Origin of the sequence: Gramella jeungdoensis (assembly GCF_023805255.1) — a bacterium.
Classification (GTDB): domain Bacteria; phylum Bacteroidota; class Bacteroidia; order Flavobacteriales; family Flavobacteriaceae; genus Christiangramia; species Christiangramia jeungdoensis.
Genome location: NZ_JAMSCK010000002.1, coordinates 468433 through 489966, shown reverse-complemented (window position 1 = coordinate 489966; position 21534 = coordinate 468433). Strand labels below are relative to the sequence as shown.

Here is a 21534-nt window from a genome sequence, read left to right as displayed (position 1 = left end):
TTCCTAATTTTGACGTATGTCTATCACCGTTTCTAACATTTCCAAGCACTTTGGAAGCCAAAAAGCGCTTGATGAAGTCAATTTCAACATCTCCGGGGGTGAAATTGTCGGTTTTTTGGGACCGAATGGAGCCGGAAAATCGACCCTGATGAAGATCCTCACCGGGTATCTATCTGCAGATGAAGGAGAAGCTAAAATTAACGGTCTTGATCTGAAGGATAAGGTCTCTGAGATTCAGCAACGTATTGGATACCTTCCAGAACACAATCCTTTATATACTGAAATGTTCGTACGGGAATACCTCCGGTTTTGTGCTTCCGTTTATAATATTGAGAAGAAACGGGTTGAAGAAGTCATAGAACTTACCAGGCTGACTCCCGAAGCCAATAAGAAAATTGAACAATTATCCAAAGGTTACCGTCAGCGCGTTGGCCTGGCCGCCGCCTTGTTGCATGATCCCGAGGTTTTGATACTGGATGAACCAACCACAGGTCTGGATCCCAATCAGCTGGTAGAAATAAGGACCCTCATAAAGAATATCGGGAAAGACCGGCCAGATGGCAAACCGGGGAAGACCGTTTTCCTTTCTACTCATATCATGCAGGAAGTGGAAGCGATTTGTGACCGCGTGATCATTATCAATAAAGGCAGGATCGTAGCCGATAAAAAAATGAAAGATCTCAGAGACGAAAATGAACAGATCATTTTTGTTGAATTCGACTATCGCATAGAAGAAGTTGCACTTAAGAAGATCCCTAATCTTGTTTCGGCGAAAAATACCGGAGGTTTCACTTATGAATTATTGTTCAATACAAACAAGGATATGAGACCTGAAGTTTTTGATTTTGCTCATGATAACGGCTTAAAAACACTTCAGCTTAATCAAAAAACTAAGAACCTGGAAAGCCTTTTTGCCGAATTAACTTCTTCCTGACTTATCAAAAGCAAGTCCCCTTATAGGGGATTTAGGGGTTTTCGAAAATAAGCCGACCTTTAAAGTGTTCGGTAACATCTATAACCGGCGGTCGGTTAACTGAGATAATATCCCCATAACTATAAATATCTCCCCTAAGACTTTGCTGCGGATTCACAATAAGTTTATTGGTTCCACGATGAAAAATATCGTAATGCTGAACGATAAGATCCCGGGCCTCCAGCCTTCCGTCCCCTGCGGCAAAGAACGCGTTGAAGTTCTCAACCTTTCCGGTAAGGAAATAATTGGAAATATGATCGGTTGTGATTCGCAGGTTCTGAACATCGAGATCTAAAATGAAATCTCCATCAGTATGTATATCTGGATCCTTTTCCTGGTTGAGGGATCTCAGCCATAATTCAGGATAACTTAAAGTCCCTATACTTTCAATAGCGCTGGCGGTACTGGTTTGAATCCAGGTTAGATTGGGGCTGGTCACATAGACTTTAGTGATTTCATAATCCCTGAAAAGATTACAGGCATTCTCATTTCTAAGCATAAGGCGGCCGTCCTGAACCCGTACACTTACATCATTGATAAGGTTTTTACCTGATTCAATAATAACTTTTTGTTCATCGCCCTGTTCGATAAAAAGTTTCACCCTTTCATACACCATGATTTCAGTAAAAGGATCGAGCTCCATTTCCTTCTGAATAATAGCCCCGGAAGTCTGGAAACAATCAGGCGCTTCTTCAGAACTACAACCTGAAATCAATAATATCATTATAAATCCTAAGAACTTTCTCATAACCTGTACCCAATTGAAAATTCCACTGCCTCAGCATTTGCTCCATGAGACCTCACGGTAGCCGATGCCCACCAGTCTTTTGTGATCTCTCTTTGCAGGCCTATTCTGTTATACACCTGTTCCACATAACTTTTGTAGGGATAATATGCATAATACCCAAGCTGGGTAATCAAAGACATTTTATTAAAAGTAAGTTTATGACCTACGAATACCCCTACCCGTTTAGCGTCCGCATCAGGATCGTTATTCTGTTGTGGAAATGCAACCGCTTTATAGGCGATAAATTCTTCCAGGGAACGTGACATAATAAGCTCGGCACCTCCCTGAAGGGTGCTTTTTCGGTTTATCACCTTATCAGCATAAGCGGCAATCGTTAAAAATGGCAATTGCGGAGAACCTACAACCCCGGTTGAGTTCACTCCACTTCGAACAGCAAAATTATAATGCACCGGTTCTTTATACTTTCCTTCCTCATCTTTCGGAACATATTCCGGATGCTTTTCATGATCAAGCAGATAATTCACTCCCAGGTTAAAAGTAAAAGTATTGGTACTATTGTTCGGCGATTTGAAATCGGCATTTGAATAATGGATTACCGAAATACCTGCCTGCAAACCAAGCCCATCAATAATATCCTGTTTATGATAATTCCCCATCAGGTAAGTCGTGCTCAATAGATGAGAGCCAAAAGCATTATTGATATAATTCCGATCCTGATCATAGGGATTGGTATTATAGGCCAGTCCCTGGCCGATCCTGAACATCATATTCCTCTTAAAGAAATAGAAATTGAAATGAGCATACAATCCATAAGTCTCACCCAGATACTGATTCTTCATGTCCTGGTAGGTGAAAGAATATCCAAAATCAGGATAATTATAACGTCGCTCCCACTCCTTTAAACCATAGGTTTTCTGATTCCAGCTCAGTATTACACCGGTAGGATGCCCCGTAATAAGGTGCCCTATATCCCGGTTATGTTCCATGATGGTACCATAGAAATAACTACCATCAAAAGAGTAAAATTTAGGAGTTTTTTCTTTCTGGGCCTGAAGAAAGAGGCTGCAAAGGAAAAACAGGCATGGGGCAATTCTTTTCATACGAAAGCAAATCTAACATATTTACGAAAAAAATCACCTTTGGTTTGATATCAGGCTTAAAAAACCGCCGCCGCTATCTTTTCTATATTGCTGCTTTTTCCCATGGAATAATAATGAACCGTTGGAACGCCAGCATCCACAAGTTCTTTGGATTGTTTAATACACCATTCAACTCCCACCTGCCTGACCTCTGCATTGTTCTTGCACTTTTCAACTTCCAGGATGAGCTCTTCAGGTAGATCTATTTTAAAAACCTGGGGCAAGACCTGCAAATGTCTCTTTACCGCTATAGGCTTGATACCCGGAATTATTGGCACGTCAATCCCCATATTTTTTGCTTCCTCTACGAATTGGAAGAATTTCGAATTATCGAAGAACATTTGGGTTACTATATAGTCGGCACCCGCATCTACCTTTTCCTTTAATCGCTTAAGATCTGATTGTAAGGAGGGTGCTTCCAGATGCTTTTCCGGATAACCTGCCACCCCAATGCAGAAATCCGATTTATGATCGGCTTCGATCACATCATGAAGATACTTTCCCTCGTTCAGGTTCTTTATCTGCTTTACTAGATCACAGGCGTAATTATGTCCTCCTTCAGAAGGTTCAAAATATTTCTGATGGTTCATCGCATCCCCTCGTAAAGCCATCACATTCTCGATACCCAGATAATGACAGTCCACAAGAAGGTATTCTGTCTCCTCCCTGGTAAAACCACCGCATAACACATGGGGTACGGTATCTACATTATATTTATGTTTTATCGCGGCACAGATACCCACGGTCCCGGGACGCATACGCGTGATCTGCCTGTCAAGGAGCCCGTCCTTTTCAACATATACATACTCCTCCCGTGAAGTGGTCACATCTATAAAAGGCGGCTTGAATTCCATTAAAGGATCTATATTATCATAGAGTTCCTGGATATTCTTCCCCTTCTTCGGCGGAATGATCTCGAAGGAAAATAAGGTTTTACCGTTGGCTTTTTTGATGTGTTCTGTTACTTTCATTAAAACTATAATTCTTTGTTTATGGGCGTTGCCCTGCGGGCCCGGGCTTTTCGCTGTATCTTTTACCTTATGCTTCGTGAAGCTCAGCATTACAGGTAAAGGATGCCGCTGCAATCCCTAACGCTCTTACTCTCTATCTTTTTCTTAGACCTCACAGGTTTCGAAAACCTGTGAGGTCTGCTTCCGAACTTAATCAGCTATATTCGGATTCAGCCATTTCTCGGCTTTCTCCAAGCTTATTCCTTTTCTTTCGGCGAAGTCCTTCACCTGATCTTCCTTGATCTTTCCGACTCCAAAGTATCTCGATTCAGGATTCGCAAAATAATATCCACTTACACTGGCTGCGGGCCACATGGCCAAGCTTTCCGTAAGCTTCACTCCTATCTTTTCTTCCACTTTCAGGACATCCCAGATCGTGAGCTTTTCAAGATGATCGGGACAGGCAGGATAACCCGGCGCCGGTCGAATTCCTTTATAACTCTCCTTAATAAGCTCCTCATTGCTTAAATTCTCATCTGCCGCATAACCCCATTTCTCAGTTCTTACCTCTTTATGCAAATATTCGGCAAAAGCTTCAGCCAGCCTGTCGGCAAGTGCCTTGATCATAATCGAATTATAATCGTCATGATCCTTTTCAAATTTTGCAGCAAGCTCTTCGGTCCCGAAACCTGTGGTCACACAGAAACAACCCATATAATCCTGAATTCCACTCTCTTTGGGAGCTACAAAATCGGAAAGCGCGAAATTTGGCTTTCCACCATGCTTTTTCAATTGCTGCCTCAGTGTTCTGAAAATTGCCTGCTTCTCCTCTGAATTATCCTGATAGCTTATCTCAATGTCATCATCATTTATAGAATTCGCAGGAAAAAGTCCGTAGACCGCTTTGGCTTTCAATAATTTTTCGTTCAGAGTCTTTTTCAAAAGCACCTGGGCATCATTGAACAGACTTTGTGCCTGTTCGCCCACCTTTTCATCTTTAAGAATGTCGGGATAACGACCATGAAGGTCCCAGCTTCTGAAAAACGGAGACCAGTCCAGATAATTTTCAAGTTTTTTAAGGTCAAAATCCTCGATTACCTGAATCCCTAATTTCTCAGGTTTCACAATTGAGGTGCTTTCCCAGTCGATCTGATATTTATTCTTTCTTGCTTCTTCTATACTCAGAAAAGATTTAACCTTACTTCTCTTCTTGAAATTCTCCCTGAATTTATCGTATTCAAGCTTCAGATCGCTTTTATATTTTTCTCGGGTGCTTTCTTTTAAAAGATCACCCACAACGGTCACGGCACGAGAAGCATCATTCACATGAGCCACCGCATGTTTGTATTGCGGATCTATTTTCACCGCGGTATGAGCTTTAGAAGTCGTTGCTCCACCTATAAGCAAGGGCACCGAAAATTCCTGCCGCTCCATCTCTTTGGCCAGGTACACCATTTCATCAAGAGAAGGTGTTATGAGTCCGCTAAGCCCAATGGCATCCACATTCTCCTTTTTGGCAGTTTCTATGATCTTTTCCGGTGGTACCATTACCCCGAGATCTATGATCTCGTAATTATTACAACCAAGTACCACGGCTACGATATTCTTACCAATATCATGTACGTCACCTTTTACCGTGGCCATTAAAACTTTTCCGGCAGACTGGCGAACATTAGATTTATCAGCCTCGATATATGGCAGCAAATAAGCCACCGCTTTCTTCATCACCCTGGCAGATTTCACTACCTGGGGCAGGAACATTTTCCCGCTTCCAAACAGGTCGCCCACCACATTCATTCCTATCATTAAAGGCCCTTCGATGACATCCAAAGGCCTGTCTGATCTTTGGCGGGCCTCTTCAACATCCTCGACTATATAAGTGTCAATTCCCTTTACCAGGGCATGGGTGATTCGATCCTGCAAAGGATTCTCCCTCCAGGAAAGATCAACTTTATTCTGTTTTTTCTTGCCAACTACATTCTCGGCGAATGCCAGTAGCCTCTCTGTAGCATCATCCCTTCTGTCGAATATCACATCTTCCACATGCTCCAGCAGGTCTTTCGGGATCTCATCATACACCTCCAGCATGCTGGGATTCACGATTCCCATATTCATTCCTGCCTTTATCGCATGATAAAGGAATACCGAATGCATTGCCTCCCGAACGGGATTGTTGCCGCGGAAGGAGAAAGAAACGTTACTAACTCCCCCGCTAACACTGCAATAAGGCAGGTTTTCTTTCACCCAGCGCGTACCTTCAATAAAATCGATGGCATTTCTCCTATGCTCATCCATTCCGGTTCCCACCGGGAATATATTCAGGTCAAAAATGATGTCCTCGGGCGGAAAATTCACCTTTTTGGTAAGTATATCGTACGAGCGTTTCGCTATCTCTATACGTCTCTCGTAATTATCGGCCTGGCCCACCTCATCAAAGGCCATTACGATCACGGCCGCGCCGTAACGTCTTATCTTTTTCGCATGTTCTATGAATTCTTCCTCTCCTTCCTTAAGGCTGATCGAATTTACAACGCATTTTCCCTGAACCACCTGGAGTCCTGCCTCTATAATTTCCCATTTAGAACTGTCTATCATAATAGGCACACGTGCAATATCAGGTTCAGCAACCACCAGATTCAGGAATTTAACCATGGCTTCCTTGCCATCTATAAGCCCGTCATCCATATTGATATCGATGATTTGCGCTCCGCCTTCCACCTGTTCACGTGCTATATCAAGAGCTTCATCGAATTTTTCCTCTTTAATTAACCTAAGGAATTTTCTTGAACCTGCGACATTGGTACGCTCCCCTACATTCACGAAGTTGCTTTCAGGAGTGATCACAAGAGGTTCCAGCCCCGATAACTTTAATGGTCTTATTTGTGACATATACCTAAGCGCTTTGAAGTTCAGGATTCTTTTTGATCGGCCTGGGCTCATAATCTTTTGCGATTTCAGCGATCGCGCTGATATGCTTTGGAGTCGTTCCGCAGCAACCTCCCAGGATATTAACCAGTCCCTTTTCCAGGTATTCTTTTATCTGTGCCGCCATTTCACTGGCATCCTGATCGTATTCCCCAAAAGCATTTGGAAGCCCTGCATTAGGATATGCAGAAACACCAAATTCGGTATTCCGGGCAACCGCTTCCAGGTGAGGTGTTAGCTGTTTAGCGCCCAGAGCACAGTTAAAACCAATACTTAAAAGCGGGACATGGGAGATCGAGATCAGAAATGCTTCAGCAGTCTGACCCGAGAGTGTCCTACCCGAAGCATCGGTGATGGTACCACTCACCATTACCGGAATATCAGTATTGAGTTCCTCTTTAAGTTCGTCAATAGCAAATAGAGCTGCCTTGGCATTCAGCGTATCAAAAACAGTTTCCACTAGTAGAACATCCACACCTCCTTCGATCAGCGCTTTTGCCTGTTGCTTATACGCTTCCTGTAATTCAACAAAAGAAATAGCACGAAAACCGGGATCGTTTACATCTGGAGACATGCTGGCAGTTTTATTGGTGGGCCCCATCGCTCCGGCCACAAATCTTGGATTATCAGGATTTTCTTCAGTAAGTTCCTGAGCTACTTTTTTTGCGATCCTTGCCGATTCATAATTGAGCTCATGCACGAGTTCTTCCATTTTATAGTCGGCCATGGCAATTGTAGTGCTAGAGAATGTATTGGTTTCCACAATATCGGCACCAGCTTTAAAATATTTTCTGTGGATTTCAGCAATAGCTTCAGGCTGGGTAATTGACAGTAAGTCGTTATTACCCTTCAGTGATACGGGCCAGTCAGCAAATCTTTCTCCACGAAAATCCTCTTCAGAGAATTTATATTCCTGAAGCATAGTCCCCATGGCACCATCCAGAATCAATATTTTTTTTGAGAGTAACTCTTCTATTTTTGACATATTTACTTGAATAACGTTATCAAAAAAAGAAGACAGAAAAGAAGTCTGTGTTATCTATCCAATTACATCGGTAGAATGTAGCACCTTCTCACTCAGGAGGGTTGCTAAGGTTTCAACGGGTCTATTCCCTCAACCTTTCTTGATAACGGTAATAAACAATGAACTTATAACAGCAAATATAGGGCGAAGCAGGCGAAATGCAAATAAGTTAAAGAGGAAATGAGTTAAAGAAGTAAAAAATTACCGCATAAAATTAAATTTTCTAATCACTCTTCCCTTTTTACTCTTTAACTAAATTATTAATCCACTTTTTCTCCATTCAGCTGAACTGAATAACTGATCTCTGCCGCTTTTTCAAGCATCTTTGCAACCGAACAATATTTATCCATCGAAAGTTCCACAGCCCTTTTAGCTTTTGCAGGGGGTACATCACCTTCCAGGATAAATTCTAAATGTATCTTTTTAAAGACATTTGGGATCGCTCCGTCTTCCCTGAAACCTTCTACCTCAACCCGGAGATCCTGTAGTTCATGATGTTGTTTACGAAGTATCATGACCACATCTATACTACTGCAACCTGCGATTCCCCGAAGTATCATGTCCATAGGACTTGAACCTCTCGGATCCTCTTCAGATTTATTATCCAGTAATACAATATCCCCTCTTTCGTTTTTAGTTTCAAAGAGGTAGCTGTCATTGATTCTTCTTAAACTGATCTTCATTGAAATAATTTTTGGCAAAGTTAGAAAAAATCCTTGCCGAACAGGAGCCTCTCCCTCCATAATGGAGGGAAATTCTCAAAATAACCCCAATTATTTAGACTCCTATACTCTGTACAACTTCTTTTTTTGCTTCCTTTTTGCTTCCATCGAATCCCTGCACCCCACCAACAGTAGTATATTTCAATACAAATTTCTTGTTTGGATGGATTCTCTGGTAAGCACTCTGGCACATGATCGCCGCCTCATGAAATCCTGACAGGATCAGTTTCAGTTTTCCTTTATAGGTGTTCACATCTCCAATGGCATACACCCCGGGAATATTGGTTTGGTAATCATAAGAATTATCCACCTTGATGGCATTCTTTTCAATTTCCAGTCCCCAGCTTCCTATTGGTCCCAGCTTTGGCGAAAGGCCGAATAGAGGAATGAAATCATCAACATCTCTGAATTCCTCTCCACGGGCTTCATCTTTATGACGAATCACCACTTGTTCAAGTTTCTCCTCTCCTCTTAGACCAACTACCTCGGCATTGGTGATAAGATCTATCTTACCAAGTTTAGCTAATTCTGAAACCTGCTCAACAGAATCCAAAGCTCCTCTGAATTCTCTTCTTCTATGCACAAGAGCAACTTCAGCCGCAACATCGGCGAGGTAAATTGCCCAGTCTAAAGCAGAATCACCTCCACCGGCGATCACCACTCTCTTATCACGATATACTTCAGGATCTTTAATGAAATATGAAACTCCCTTATCCTCATAATCGGCAATATTCGTAATAGGGGGTTTCCTCGGTTCAAAAGATCCCAGTCCGCCTGCTATTGCAACCACCGGTGCATGATGCTGTGTTCCTTTATTCGTTGTAACGATAAAAGTTCCATCATCCAGTTTTTCCAGGGTCTCTGCACGTTCGCCTAAAGTAAAGCCTGGAGAAAATGGTCTTATCTGCTCCATCAGATTATTAACAAGGTCTCCCGCAAGTATCTCCGGGAATGCCGGGATATCATAAATGGGCTTCTTTGGATATATTTCTGAACATTGCCCACCAGGCTGTGGCAAGGCATCTATTAAATGTGTCTTCAACTTTAAAAGTCCCGCTTCAAATACGGTGAACAATCCCGTTGGTCCTGCTCCTATGATCAGGATGTCTGTTTTAATCATCTTTTTCTTTTTTTTCGATTAAGGATTCTGTTAAACTATTCAACTGATTTACTTTGGCTTCAAAATCGCCTTTTATTGTTTTTCGATATTCATTCAGGTTCTCTACCATTTCGTTCACATTCTCTGGGATCACTTCCTCAAAGAACTGCCGTAACCTCTTGGCTGTAGTTGGCGATTTCCCATTGGTAGAGATCGCTATTTTGACGTGGCCTTTATTTACTATTCCACCCATGTAGAAATCACATAATTCTGGGGTGTCGGCTATATTGGCCAGTAAATAGCGTTTTTTAGCATGCCGGTGCACTCTTTTATTAAGCTTGGCATCATTGGTGGCCGCGATGACCACGTGCCTTTTCTTTAAAAATTTTCGCTTATACCGGCTTTTGGTCAGCTTCACCCCATGTTTAAGTGCTAATTCTTCAGTTTCTGGTAGAAACCATTTGGCGACGACTTCAACATTGGCATTCGGGCTGGATTTTAGTAAAAAATGTAGCTTTTCGTGCCCCACATTTCCACCGCCCACTACCAGAATATTGAGCTTGCTGACCTTTAAAAAAACCGGATATAATTCATTTCTCTCTTTCATAGCAATTTTTCTCATCTCGTCAAGCTGAACTTGTTTCAGCTTCTAATAGATCCTGAAACAAGTTCAGGATGACGTTTTTTTATTTTATACAGCTCGGGCATTTAGAAATTTTGTTTGCCCCGGAATGGTATTCACATTCTGATATACCTTTTGTAAGGCATTCGCCTCCTTCACCACCTCTCCAATGACAATTATTGCCGGAGCGGTGAGCTTCTTGTTATTTACAACCTCCACAATATTCTGGATGGTACCGAAGCCCGATTTTTCATTCACCGTAGTTCCGTTCTGGATAATTCCAACCGGGGTATCTTCTTTTCCACACCGGCTGAAAACCTCAGCGATCTCAGCGATCTTACTCATTCCCATTAGAATGACCACTGTTGCTGTGGACTGGGCGGCCAGGCGGACATCATCCGAAAGTTTCCTTTGAGATGTAGTACCGGTGATGACCCAGAAACTTTCTGAGGTTCCTCTTTGCGTTAATGGGATTCCCACATTTGCAGGAACAGCCACAGAAGAAGTGATCCCTGAAACCACTTCGGTTTCCAGACCTTTACTTCTGGCATAGGTGATTTCCTCTGATCCTCTACCGAAGACAAAAGGATCACCCCCTTTTAATCTTACCACATGGCCTCTTTCCAGGGCATATTTAACTATCAACTCGTTGATCTCATCCTGAGAATAACGATGCTTATCTTTTCGTTTCCCTACAAAAACATGCTCGGCCTGCGGTGCATAATCCAGCAATTCCCTGTTGATCAAAGCATCGTAAAGTACCACTTTTGCACTTTTCAAGGCATTCACAGCTTTTATGGTAATTAGTTCAGGATCTCCCGGACCTGCCCCTACTACACTTAATCTTGGTATACTATACATGTTGTACCTCCTTCGTTCTATATGCATCTACTCTCTTTAAGAATACATGCGCATCTTCTAAATATTTTTTTGCAAAAGCCTCGGTAGGCTCATTTTCATTTAACTGATATGCGAACTCCTTAAAAGAAGTTGACAATTCAATTTTACCAGACTCCACGAACAATTCATCAAACTGTGAAATGATCCCGGCCTGAGTGTTGGTCTTCACATCTTCAGCCAGTAATAATGCCTTGGCTGAATTCACGATAGATGTATAGGAATGATAAATACTGTCTGCCCAGGCCTTTCTTTCGAGAGCACTTTTCGCATTATCTATCTTCTCCTCGCTTTCGAAAAGCAATGTTGAAATAAGATCTATCACAACTCCCGCACATTCTCCTACTCCCACGGCTTTGATGTAAGGTTTTTCGTGACCCCAATCCACAAAATCGCTTTCGGTGAGATTGGAAGTATCTGCCAGGTCTTTTAAAAGATCATAGAAATAGGTCTTTTCCTTACGATCATAATAATCAGCATATTTCTCTTCGCTTCCTGAATTCACTTCAAAATCATCGAGCAGGATCCTTAAAGCTTCCGGGCCTCTTTTGCTAGGAATTTTTATCACCTTATCGGCAAAACGCCCTTTCCCGTCACCAAGGGTTCCCCCTCCAAGTAATACCTGAAGTGCAGGAGCGACTGTCTTCCCTACTTTTATTGACATTCCCTGGAATCCGATCTCGGCCATATTATGCTGGCCGCAGGCGTTCATACATCCGCTTATTTTAATAGTGATATCCTTACCATTCACAAATTGCGGATATTCTTCTTTAAGCACATCTTCCAGCACATCTGCTATTCCCGTACTGCTCGCAATTCCAAGATTACAGGTATCGGTACCGGGGCAGGCGGTGATATCTACCGTCTTATTATAACCGGTCTCGGCGTAGCCAAGCTTTTTAAGTTCAGAGTAAAAAAATGGCAAAAATTCTTCCCTCACATGACGGATTAGAATATCCTGTCTAAGAGTAAGCCTTATCTCATTTCCGGCATATTTCTTAACCAGATCGGCCAGTTGTCTTGCTCCCCCGGTATAAAAATCGCCTAACGGAACTCGAACTCCTACCGCGAACAATCCTTCCTGCTTTTGAGAAATAACATTCGTACTTTTCCAAAGCTCAAATTCTTTTTCGTCTTCAATCTCAACTGCAGGCACCTCAACATCCTGTAAAGGAGGTTCCACCTCGAATTTTTCAATTTCGAACTCAGGCTGTCTTTTAGACAGGGCCGTTTGCTGTTCTGCAACCAGATCCATAAAAGCTTCCTTTCCAATATCCTTTATAAGGAATTTCATTCTTGCCTTCAATCTTTTTGCTCTTTCCCCGTGTCGGTCAAATACCCTCAATACTCCTTCGATCAGCGGAATGATCTCTTCTGCGGGGAGAAAATCATAAAGTTTATCTGCGTGTCTTGGCTGTGAACCCAGTCCGCCGCCAAGTAATACTTTAAAGCCTCGTTTTCCATCCTTGATCTTTGCAATAAATCCAAGGTCATGGATATAGCTCAACGCCGTATCTTCTTCAGATGAAGAAAATGAGATTTTGAATTTTCTTCCCATCTCCTGGCAGATCGGATTTCTAAGGAAAAAACTGAAAGCCGCATGAGCGTATGGTGACACATCAAAAGGCTCTTTTGGATCAATACCGGCTGTAGGAGACGCTGTAATGTTTCGTACAGTATTTCCACAAGCTTCACGAAGCGTGATATCATCCTTTTCCAGCTGAGCCCACAGCTCTGGTGTGCGGTCCAGACTCACATGGTGGATCTGGATATCCTGCCGGGTAGTAATATGTAACCTCCCTTTGGAATATTCATCAGAAACATCGGCAATTCTGTGTAACTGTTCTGAAGTCACTTTTCCAAACGGCAGTTTTATACGAACCATTTGTACACCAGCCTGTCTCTGTCCGTAAACCCCACGCGCAAGACGAAGGCTTCGGAATTTCTCTTCATCGGCTTTTCCTTCCCGGAACAACCTGATCTTTTTCTCTAAATCCAGAATGTCCTGTTCAACAACTGGGTTTTCAATTTCGGTTCTAAAACTTTGCATGGTTAATAATTGTTTAAATGAAAAAAGTCCTTTTAGGTATCGCACTTAAAAGGACTTTTTTATAATTCGTTTTATAAATAAGACTTCTAAGTGTGAGGCGAATAGCGCATACACATAATTTGCATGATGTTCATAATCAACCAGTTCACTATTGTTTCTTTTTCTTATTTTATAAATCCTACTCCGGCAGTTGTGTTTGTTTGTGTATCTACCAGAATGAATCTTCCGTTGGCTTTGTTCTTTTCAAAATTATCGGCAAAGATTGGCTTACTTAATTTAATGCTCACCTTGCCAATTTCGTTCAGTTTCAGAGAATCGGCCTGGGTTACTCCCCCAAAATTGGTTTCTACATGACCTTCGATCCGGTCAATTTTCGCCAGTATTCCGTTGGTATTATGTTGTAACACATATTTATTTCCAGGAAGCAGGGCTTTATTATCCATCCAGCAAACCGTAGCATCCAACAATTTTGTTTGCTGCGGAACCTCGCCAGACTTTACCAACATATCTCCACGAGCCACGTTGATATCATCGGCCAGGCTAATAGTTACTGAACTACCGGCGGGAGCCTCCTCAAAACTTTCATCAAAGAAGTGAATATCCTTGATCGTTGAAGTTGTAAGGGAAGGCAAAACGGTTACCTCGTCGCCAACTTTTAAACTACTACCACTTATCTTGCCTGCATATCCCCGATAATCATGGTATTCATCAGTTTTTGGCCTAATCACCGTTTGAACTGCAAACCTTGCCTGACTTTCCTCTTCAAAATCTTCAGCTTTGACTGCCTCAAGATGCTCTAGTACCGTATCTCCTTCGTACCATGACATTGCTGAAGACTTCTCTGCTATATTTTCACCCCAAAGAGCACTTACCGGAATAAATGTGACGTTTTGTTCCCTGAATTCACTTCGGCTTCTCAGTTCCTGAAAATCAGCAACGATCTCATTGAAAACATCTTCTGAATAATTCACAAGATCCATCTTGTTCACAGCTACGATCACTTCTTTTACCCTTAAAAGATTATTGATAAAGAAGTGCCTGTAAGTCTGCTCGATCACACCTTTCCTGGCATCGATAAGAATTATGGATGCCTGAGAAGTCGATGCTCCCGTAACCATATTCCTGGTATACTCCACGTGTCCTGGAGTATCGGCGATGATGTAGCTTTTCTTTTTGGTTGAAAAGTATATATGAGCTACATCTATAGTGATTCCCTGTTCTCTTTCGGCCACCAGTCCATCGGTGGCAAGGGAGAAATCAAGGTAATCAAGCCCTTTCTTACGGCTACTTACCTCTATTGATTCAAGCTTATCTGATGTAAGCGATCTGGTATCGTAAAGCAGTCTCCCAATGAGGGTACTTTTCCCGTCGTCTACACTTCCTGCTGTTGCTATTTTTAAAACTTCCATTTTGTTCTTTTATCGAATTATATCCTGAACCGTGTTCAGGCTGATATTCTTTTTTACCCTAGAAATAACCCTGTTGTTTCCTGGTTTCCATTGCGGCTTCAGATCGTTTATCATCAATCCTTGCTCCTCTTTCAGAGATCGCTGATTCTCTTATCTCCTGCACGATCTTGTCTATGCTATCGGCATTTGACTCAACCGCCGCGGTACACGTCATATCTCCCACTGTTCTAAACCTAACCCTTCTTTTTACAGGAATCTCATTCTCTTCCCTGTAAACGAATTCAGAGGCAGACCAAAGAAGACCATCCCGTTCAAAAATCTCCCTATCGTGAGCATAATAGATGGATGGAATTTCTATCCTTTCGCTGGCTATATAACTCCATACATCCAGTTCTGTCCAGTTGGAAATCGGGAAGACCCTTACGTTCTGTCCAATTTCTATCCTTCCGTTGAGCATATCAAATACCTCTGGACGCTGGTTCTTCTCGTCCCATTCTCCAAAATCATTTCTTACTGAAAAGATCCTTTCCTTGGCTCGGGCTTTTTCCTCATCACGACGGGCTCCTCCTATACAGGCATCGAATTTGAATTCCTCGATGGCATCCAGCAGCGTGTTTGTTTGCAAGGAATTCCTGCTGGAGTATTTTCCGCTTTCTTCGATCGCCTTCCCACTATCAATATCATCCTGCACATGCCTAACTATAAGCTGAAGCCCCAGTTCTTCTACCAGTTTATCCCTAAACTCTATGGTTTCAGGAAAGTTATGACCGGTATCTATATGCAGAAGCGGAAAAGGTATCTTAGCCGGAAAAAAGGCCTTCTGCGCCAGTCTTACGAGCGTGATAGAGTCTTTTCCTCCAGAAAATAACAGCACGGGATTCTCAAACTGCGCCACCACTTCACGAAAGATATAGACCGCTTCGCTTTCTAAGGTATTTTGATTTAATACTGCTCCCATTTTATTCTTTTTTAAGCGTGTAAACCACACTCTCTGTTTCCTAATACTTTAGTTGGATCGAAATATTTGAATTCATTTGGCAATCCTTTTTCTGCCAAGTATACATCCAGTTCCTTGTCACTCCAGTGATAAAAAGGACTAACCTTTAACAAACCATCTTTACTGTAACTAAGGATATCGATACTGTCCCTGAAAGCTGTCTGGCCTTTCCTCAAATTGGTAAACCAAAGATCCGGCTGCTGTTGTGCCATAGCTCTTTGAAAAGGCTCCAGTTTTACCTGACGAGTGAACTCTTCATGTTTTGGGCTGTTTATTTCCGGAATTCCTCCAAAAAAAGCATCCCTGTACGCCGCTGTTTGCTTTGGTATATAAAGCTTCACATTTAAATGTAATTGCTCTATAACTTCGCTGGCGTGCCTGTAAGTTTGTGGGGTGTTATAACCCGTATCACACCAGATCACTTTAATGGAAGGATCTTCACTTACACAGGCATGGAGAATAACTGCTTCATAAGGCCTGAAATTAGTTGTTACCACCGGCTTATCACTTGCGGCCAGAGCCCATTTTATGATCTCTTCAGGCTTCGATTGCCTGAATTTTTCATTTAATATCTTTAATTCCTGTTCTGTATACTTTTTCATAACTAATCTCTCCCAAAATTTATCACGTTCCAAACTCTTTCATGAGCAAAATACAGGATCATCTTAGTCACCAATTCTACCGAACCTATTGCCAGTGCGGTTTCTATCTGTCCTGTAAGCAACCAGGATATTCCTATAGTATCTAAAGTCCCCACGATTCGCCAGCTCACTGTCTTGGCTATACTCCTAAGAGGCTTCTCTGAAGCTCTGTCTTTCTTAAAAGTATCCGTGGCTTTTGACTGGTTTATAAACATTCCTGTTATCATTTCTCTATTACCCTATCGGTTTACTAGGTTTTAGACAAAACTATACTTGAATTACCTAACAACCAACTATTTCACTAATAAATATCTTATTTTAACATTTCGGATTATTGAGGAGTAGCAATATCCTTCAATGTATTTTCGCCAAGTATGTTTAAAGAAGCGTCTCTTAACTGGATCATGAGCTTGTGAACCGCACAGAGATTCTCGTCTGGACAATCATCACATTTCTCATAATAATTAAGGCTTACACAGGGGACCATCGCGATTGGCCCTTCCAAAACCCGGATAACTGCGGTCATTTTTATCTCTTCCGGTTCTTTGATGAGATAATAACCTCCTCCTTTACCCTTTTTTGATCCCAGGAACCCCGATTTTCTTAATTCAAGCAGAATACTTTCCAGGAATTTCTGTGAAATATTCTCACTTTCGGAGATCTCTGAAGTCTGGACCGGTTTCCTGTCCTTTTTTCTGGCAATGTAGGCCAGCGCCTTAATTCCGTACTTGGTCTTTTTTGAAAGCATAAGACGAATATAAAAATATTCCTTCTGCTTCCTTTAATTGTTCAATGCGTTTTTTAAATCGTTAATAATATCTTCTACAGATTCCAGCCCTACCGAAACCCTCACCAAACCCTCAGAAATCCCTGCGGCCTCCAGTTCTTCCTTAGATAATTTGCTGTGAGTTGTAGATGCCGGATGCGTCACTATCGTCCTGGTATCACCCAGGTTTGCCGATCTCGAACAAAGCTCAAGTTTATCGATGAACCTTCGCCCGGCTTCAATTCCTCCTTTTATTTCAAATGAAACGATATTTCCTCCCTGTTTCATCTGCTTTTTCGCGATCTCATACTGCGGATGCGATTTCAGAAAAGGATATTTTACATTTTCTGCGTTATTTTCAGTTTCAAGAAATTCTGCAACTTTTAATGCATTTTCGCAATGCCTGTCCAGTCTTACCGGCAGGGTTTCAAGACTTTTAGACAAAACCCATGCATTAAAGGGTGAAAGCGCCGGCCCGGTATTCCTGCTGAACAGATAGATCTCCCTAATCAGCTCTTCACTTCCTACAGTAACTCCTCCAAGCACTCTTCCCTGGCCATCTATAAGTTTGGTTGCCGAATGTATCACCAGGTCAGCTCCGAATTTTATCGGATTCTGAAGATATGGGGTCGCAAAGCAATTATCTATCACCAATAGCAGATCATGCTTTTTGGCAATTTTTCCAAGTACCTCCAAATCCAGGATATCCACACCCGGATTGGTGGGAGTTTCCGCAAAAATCACTTTTGTTTCAGGCCTGATCAAGCTCTCAATCCTGTCAACTTCATTCACATTAAAATAGCTGTGTGAAATATTCCACTTCGGAAAAAACTTGGTGAACAGACTATGAGTTGAACCAAAGACAGCTCTCGCCGAAATGATATGATCTCCACTATTTAGCAGTGTTGCCAGGGTGGAGAAAACAGCCGACATTCCCGTGGCAAACGCATAACCCGCTTTGGCTCCTTCCATTTTCGAGATCTTTTCCACAAATTCAGAAGTATTGGGATTGGTAAACCGACTGTAAATATTACGCTCTTTCTCCTCGGCAAAGCTTGCCCTCATATCTTCAGAATCTTCAAATACGTAACTTGAAGTGAGATATAAAGGAGTTGAATGCTCCAGAAACTGCGTTCTTTCAGTCTGCGTTCTTACTGCTATAGTTTCAAAGTTTTCCATTAAGCTATTTTTTCTGATAATTTTAAAATGTCCCCAAATACACCCCTTGCGGTAACGGCGGCTCCTGCTCCTGCTCCCTGGATCACAATTGGCCGGTCTCCATAAGATTCGGTATAAATCTCAAAGATCGAATCGGCTCCCTTCACCTGACCGAGAGTGCTATCTGCCGGAACAGAGACAAGCTTGACTTCCAGCTCGCCCTTATCCTGTTGTAAATCTCCGGAGAGATCGCCTATAAATCGCAAAACATGATTAGGTTCCTGTTGTTCTTTTATTTTTTGATAGGTTTCATCCAGTTTTTCCAAATTGAAAATAAAGTCATCGGCATCTCCACCTCTTAAGTGTTCCGGCACTAAATTCTTAATTTTTACATCCTCAAATTCATTCTGCAAATCGAGTTCCCTTGCCAGAATAAGCAGTTTCCTGCCTACATCATTTCCGTTCAAATCTTCTCGCGGGTCGGGTTCAGTAAAACCTTTTTCGATCGTCTCTTTCACAACACTGCTAAAAGGCCGGTCTTCTGAAGAAAAAGTATTGAAAAGATAACTTAAGGTTCCCGAAAAGACACCTCTGATTCTGGTAATATTTTCTCCTGATAGATGCAGAATTCTGATGGTATCTATAAGTGGAAGCCCCGCCCCCACATTGGTTTCATAAAAATATCGTTTCTGATTTTTCTCTAAATCTTCCCGCAGATCATTATAAAACTGTATATCTAAAGTATTGGCTATTTTATTGGATGAGATGAGATCGAAACCATTTTTAACCAATTCCGGATAATGCCTGACAAATTCCCTGCTGGCCGTATTATCAATCGCAATTAGATTTTCCAGGTGATGCAGCCTCGAGTAATCAATAACTTCAGATACCGAAGATTCTTCTTCTGAAACCTGTAGCCTTTCTTTCCAGTCTGTAGAAATTCCTTCGGAATCCAGTATTAGTTTTCGGGAATTGGCCACTGCGAAAACATTCAGTCTTATCTTCTTGCGTGTTTCGATCGAAGTCGCCGAATCCAGAATCTGTTCGATAAGGGTTCCGCCCACATTTCCATGGCCAAAAATGGCTATATTGATCTTTTTATATACCTCGAAAATCTCCCCGTGAATAACGTTCAGCGCTTTATGTAGCTGTGTTTTTTTCACCACCAGGCTCACATTGTTTCCGGTAACAGTATTATTGAAAAGTAGCGGCACGATCTGGTTCCGGATAAGCGCGTTATAAGGTTTGTGAAAAGTGCTCAGGTCCTGCCCCACGATAGATATTACAGAAACATCATCTACAACCGAGATCTTATTGACGTCTTTAGAATAAAAATCACTTTCAAATTCCCTTTCCAGCGCTTTCACCGCACGATGCGCATTTTGTGCGTCAACCACAAGGCCGATACCTCTTTCTGAAGAGCCCTGTGAAATGATGCTAACGCTAATCCCGTTGTCTCCAAGCGCTCGAAAAATCCGGGCATCGACACCTGGTTTTCCCAAAAGTCCACGGCCTTCCAGGTTGAGCAATGAAGTGTGCTCCAAAACCGATAACGACTTGATCCCTTCTTTTGTGGGTTTGGCGGTAATTAAAGTTCCCTGATTATCGTTATTGAAGGTATTTAAAATTCGGAGCGGAATATTCTTTTCAATTAGCGGAATAATCGTTTTAGCGTGAAGAATCGTTGCTCCAAAATTGGCCAGTTCGTTGGCTTCACTATAGGAAAGTTCTTCGATACGTTGCGCATTTCGAACCAGGTCTGGGTTTGCAGTATAAATCCCGTCAACATGAGTGTAATTTTGCAACTCTTCGGCATCCAGATAATTGGCAATTAGTGCTGCGGAATAATTGCTTCCGTTTCTACCTAAAGTTGTGGTTTCACCATCCGTTGTGGAACCGATATACCCGGTAATGATATTCACCGTTTGCCCGTTATACAGTTCAAAATGTTTCAGAAAATATTCTTTGGAAATCGCTTCAAGTGGCTGGGCACTTCCAAATTTATCATCGGTTTTTAATAGATTACGGGAATCGGTAAAATGCGCCTGGTGGCCTCGTTGCCGTAGTACCTCAGTTATGAATTTGGCCGCCAGGATTTCTCCCTGCGCCAGTAGCTGATCTTTTACTTTAAGACTATAATCACCCAGCAATCGAACACCTTCCAGGATATTTTCAATGTTTTTAAATTCTTCGGAAAAATCTAATGCCTCATAACCGCCTGTCTGATATTTTTTAAATTTTTGAAAGGCCGCCTTATAATCATGATTTGAGGCAGCCAGTTCCAGCAGGTCTTCCAGCTGATCGGTCGTTTTTCCTCTCGCCGAAACCACCACTCCTATTCGTTCCTGGTTTTCGATTTTATTCTCGATGATATCAAGAACTGCGTTGATTCCATTTCCGTTAGCCAGGGATTTCCCACCGAATTTCACGATCTTCAACTTACTGCCCTGCTGAAAAATTCCCGAAATGATCTGCTCCACCTGTTTAGCTTCAATGAGAAAAGCATCATGACCATGCACAGAATGAATTTCACTATAGGTCACTTTATTGCTGCTTTGCGCTAATTGACGATGTGTTTCACGGTTCTCCTCCGCAGTAAAGAATAGATCGGAATCTACCCCGATAATGCAAATATTAGCCTGAATTTGCTCCAGAATTTTATCCAGTTCCGGCCTGCCACGAGAAACATCGATAGTTTTCAACAGCTGATTCATCAATTTGTACGCCCCTATCTGGAAACGTTCCTGCAGTTTATTTCCATGATGCAGTAACCAGCTTTCCACGTTAAAAACCTGCAGCTCCTCATTGGTACTACGTTTAAAGCGGGTCTTAAATGATTCGGGCGTGCGATAACATAACATTGCGTGCATCCTGGCATCATGAACCGGATTTTTTGAATTATTAAGAAATAGCTCCTGCACCTGGCAGTTAGCGATCAGCCAGTCGGTAGATTTCCAGTCGGTAGCGATAGGAATTAAATTTTCAGTAATCGACGGATTGATCGCAGCCATTTCCCAGGCAATGCCGCCTCCAAGGGAACCACCAATGAGGGCAAACAGTTTTGGGATCTTCAATTCTTCCAGGCCAAGAAGAAAAATACTCGCGATATCACGGGCGACAAAATCTTTATAGTTTTCAATGATAAATCCGTCATAGCCATTTCCCGGAATATTGAAAGCCAGAATGGTGTATTTACTGGTGTCGATACATTTTTTCTCACCAACGATTTCCTTCCACCAGCCGTCATCTCCAGCCACATTTGAATTTCCGGTAAGGGCATGATTAATCAGTACTACCGGCGCCGAATACAAAGGCTGACCAAAGACCTCATACGAAAGCTTAATATCCTGAACCGTTCCGGCAGAATTTTTAAAATCTTCTATGACTATTTTATCGAGCATATTCTTTTAATTT

At 42.1% G+C, this 21534-nt stretch carries 18 protein-coding genes and 1 riboswitch; of the genes, 1 reads left to right on the top strand and 17 read right to left on the bottom strand.

Features of this window, described 5'->3' with window-relative positions; all coding sequences use genetic code 11:
- Positions 1 to 16 precede the first annotated feature (16 nt).
- Entirely contained in the window at positions 17 to 934 is a 918-nt protein-coding gene (gene gldA / locus NE848_RS06340) for a gliding motility-associated ABC transporter ATP-binding subunit GldA (protein ID WP_252111582.1), read from the top strand.
- A gap of 31 nt (positions 935 to 965) precedes the next feature.
- Here gldA and NE848_RS06335 read toward each other — a convergent pair whose 3' ends face one another.
- The 17 genes from NE848_RS06335 to thrA form a co-directional block, all read right to left on the bottom strand.
- Positions 966 to 1721 (bottom strand): head GIN domain-containing protein, encoded by a 756-nt coding sequence (locus NE848_RS06335; RefSeq protein WP_252111580.1) that lies wholly within the window; start codon positions 1719 to 1721, stop codon positions 966 to 968.
- Positions 1718 to 2821 (bottom strand): acyloxyacyl hydrolase, encoded by a 1104-nt coding sequence (locus NE848_RS06330; RefSeq protein ID WP_252111578.1) that lies wholly within the window; start codon positions 2819 to 2821, stop codon positions 1718 to 1720. Before NE848_RS06330 ends, NE848_RS06335 begins: the two co-directional genes overlap by 4 nt.
- Before the next feature lie 56 nt (positions 2822 to 2877).
- A complete protein-coding gene (gene metF, locus NE848_RS06325) occupies positions 2878 to 3831 on the bottom strand; it encodes a methylenetetrahydrofolate reductase [NAD(P)H] (RefSeq protein WP_252111576.1) in 954 nt (317 codons plus the stop codon).
- Between the two features lie 189 nt (positions 3832 to 4020).
- Positions 4021 to 6699: a methionine synthase gene (gene metH / locus NE848_RS06320; RefSeq protein ID WP_252111574.1), complete on the bottom strand. Its 2679-nt coding sequence runs from the start codon at positions 6697 to 6699 to the stop codon at positions 4021 to 4023.
- A gap of 4 nt (positions 6700 to 6703) precedes the next feature.
- Positions 6704 to 7720: a homocysteine S-methyltransferase family protein gene (locus tag NE848_RS06315; RefSeq protein WP_252111572.1), complete on the bottom strand. Its 1017-nt coding sequence runs from the start codon at positions 7718 to 7720 to the stop codon at positions 6704 to 6706.
- 47 nt (positions 7721 to 7767) lie between these two features.
- Positions 7768 to 7869: riboswitch (SAM riboswitch) on the bottom strand.
- A 150-nt stretch (positions 7870 to 8019) separates the two neighbouring features.
- On the bottom strand, positions 8020 to 8442 hold the full coding sequence (locus tag NE848_RS06310) for an OsmC family protein (protein ID WP_252111570.1): 423 nt from the start codon (positions 8440 to 8442) through the stop codon (positions 8020 to 8022).
- 94 nt (positions 8443 to 8536) lie between these two features.
- Positions 8537 to 9601, bottom strand: coding sequence for an NAD(P)/FAD-dependent oxidoreductase (locus NE848_RS06305; protein ID WP_252111568.1), 1065 nt, complete (start codon positions 9599 to 9601; stop codon positions 8537 to 8539).
- Positions 9594 to 10187, bottom strand: a complete 594-nt coding sequence (locus NE848_RS06300) for a precorrin-2 dehydrogenase/sirohydrochlorin ferrochelatase family protein (protein ID WP_252111566.1) — start codon at positions 10185 to 10187, stop codon at positions 9594 to 9596. Before NE848_RS06300 ends, NE848_RS06305 begins: the two co-directional genes overlap by 8 nt.
- Before the next feature lie 84 nt (positions 10188 to 10271).
- Complete coding sequence (cobA, locus tag NE848_RS06295) at positions 10272 to 11090, bottom strand: uroporphyrinogen-III C-methyltransferase (protein WP_423747995.1); 819 nt, start codon at positions 11088 to 11090, stop codon at positions 10272 to 10274.
- A complete protein-coding gene (locus NE848_RS06290; RefSeq protein ID WP_252111564.1) occupies positions 11056 to 13149 on the bottom strand; it encodes a HEPN domain-containing protein in 2094 nt (697 codons plus the stop codon). Before NE848_RS06290 ends, cobA begins: the two co-directional genes overlap by 35 nt.
- Positions 13150 to 13313: 164 nt before the next feature.
- The gene (locus NE848_RS06285; protein ID WP_252111562.1) at positions 13314 to 14558 is read right to left on the bottom strand and encodes a sulfate adenylyltransferase subunit 1; all 1245 of its coding nucleotides are present in this window, start codon (positions 14556 to 14558) and stop codon (positions 13314 to 13316) included.
- Positions 14559 to 14616: 58 nt separating this feature from the next.
- Positions 14617 to 15516, bottom strand: a complete 900-nt coding sequence (gene cysD / locus NE848_RS06280) for a sulfate adenylyltransferase subunit CysD (protein ID WP_252111560.1) — start codon at positions 15514 to 15516, stop codon at positions 14617 to 14619.
- Positions 15517 to 15527: 11 nt separating this feature from the next.
- Positions 15528 to 16157: a phosphoadenosine phosphosulfate reductase domain-containing protein gene (locus NE848_RS06275; RefSeq protein WP_252111558.1), complete on the bottom strand. Its 630-nt coding sequence runs from the start codon at positions 16155 to 16157 to the stop codon at positions 15528 to 15530.
- A gap of 2 nt (positions 16158 to 16159) precedes the next feature.
- The gene (locus NE848_RS06270) at positions 16160 to 16411 is read right to left on the bottom strand and encodes a DUF2061 domain-containing protein (protein WP_252111556.1); all 252 of its coding nucleotides are present in this window, start codon (positions 16409 to 16411) and stop codon (positions 16160 to 16162) included.
- Positions 16412 to 16527: 116 nt separating this feature from the next.
- On the bottom strand, positions 16528 to 16944 hold the full coding sequence (locus tag NE848_RS06265; RefSeq protein ID WP_252111554.1) for an RrF2 family transcriptional regulator: 417 nt from the start codon (positions 16942 to 16944) through the stop codon (positions 16528 to 16530).
- A gap of 33 nt (positions 16945 to 16977) precedes the next feature.
- Positions 16978 to 18141 (bottom strand): trans-sulfuration enzyme family protein, encoded by a 1164-nt coding sequence (locus NE848_RS06260; RefSeq protein WP_252111552.1) that lies wholly within the window; start codon positions 18139 to 18141, stop codon positions 16978 to 16980.
- Positions 18141 to 21521, bottom strand: a complete 3381-nt coding sequence (thrA, locus tag NE848_RS06255) for a bifunctional aspartate kinase/homoserine dehydrogenase I (RefSeq protein ID WP_252111550.1) — start codon at positions 21519 to 21521, stop codon at positions 18141 to 18143. The genes NE848_RS06260 and thrA overlap by 1 nt, the downstream gene beginning before the upstream one ends.
- Positions 21522 to 21534: the final 13 nt, after the last annotated feature.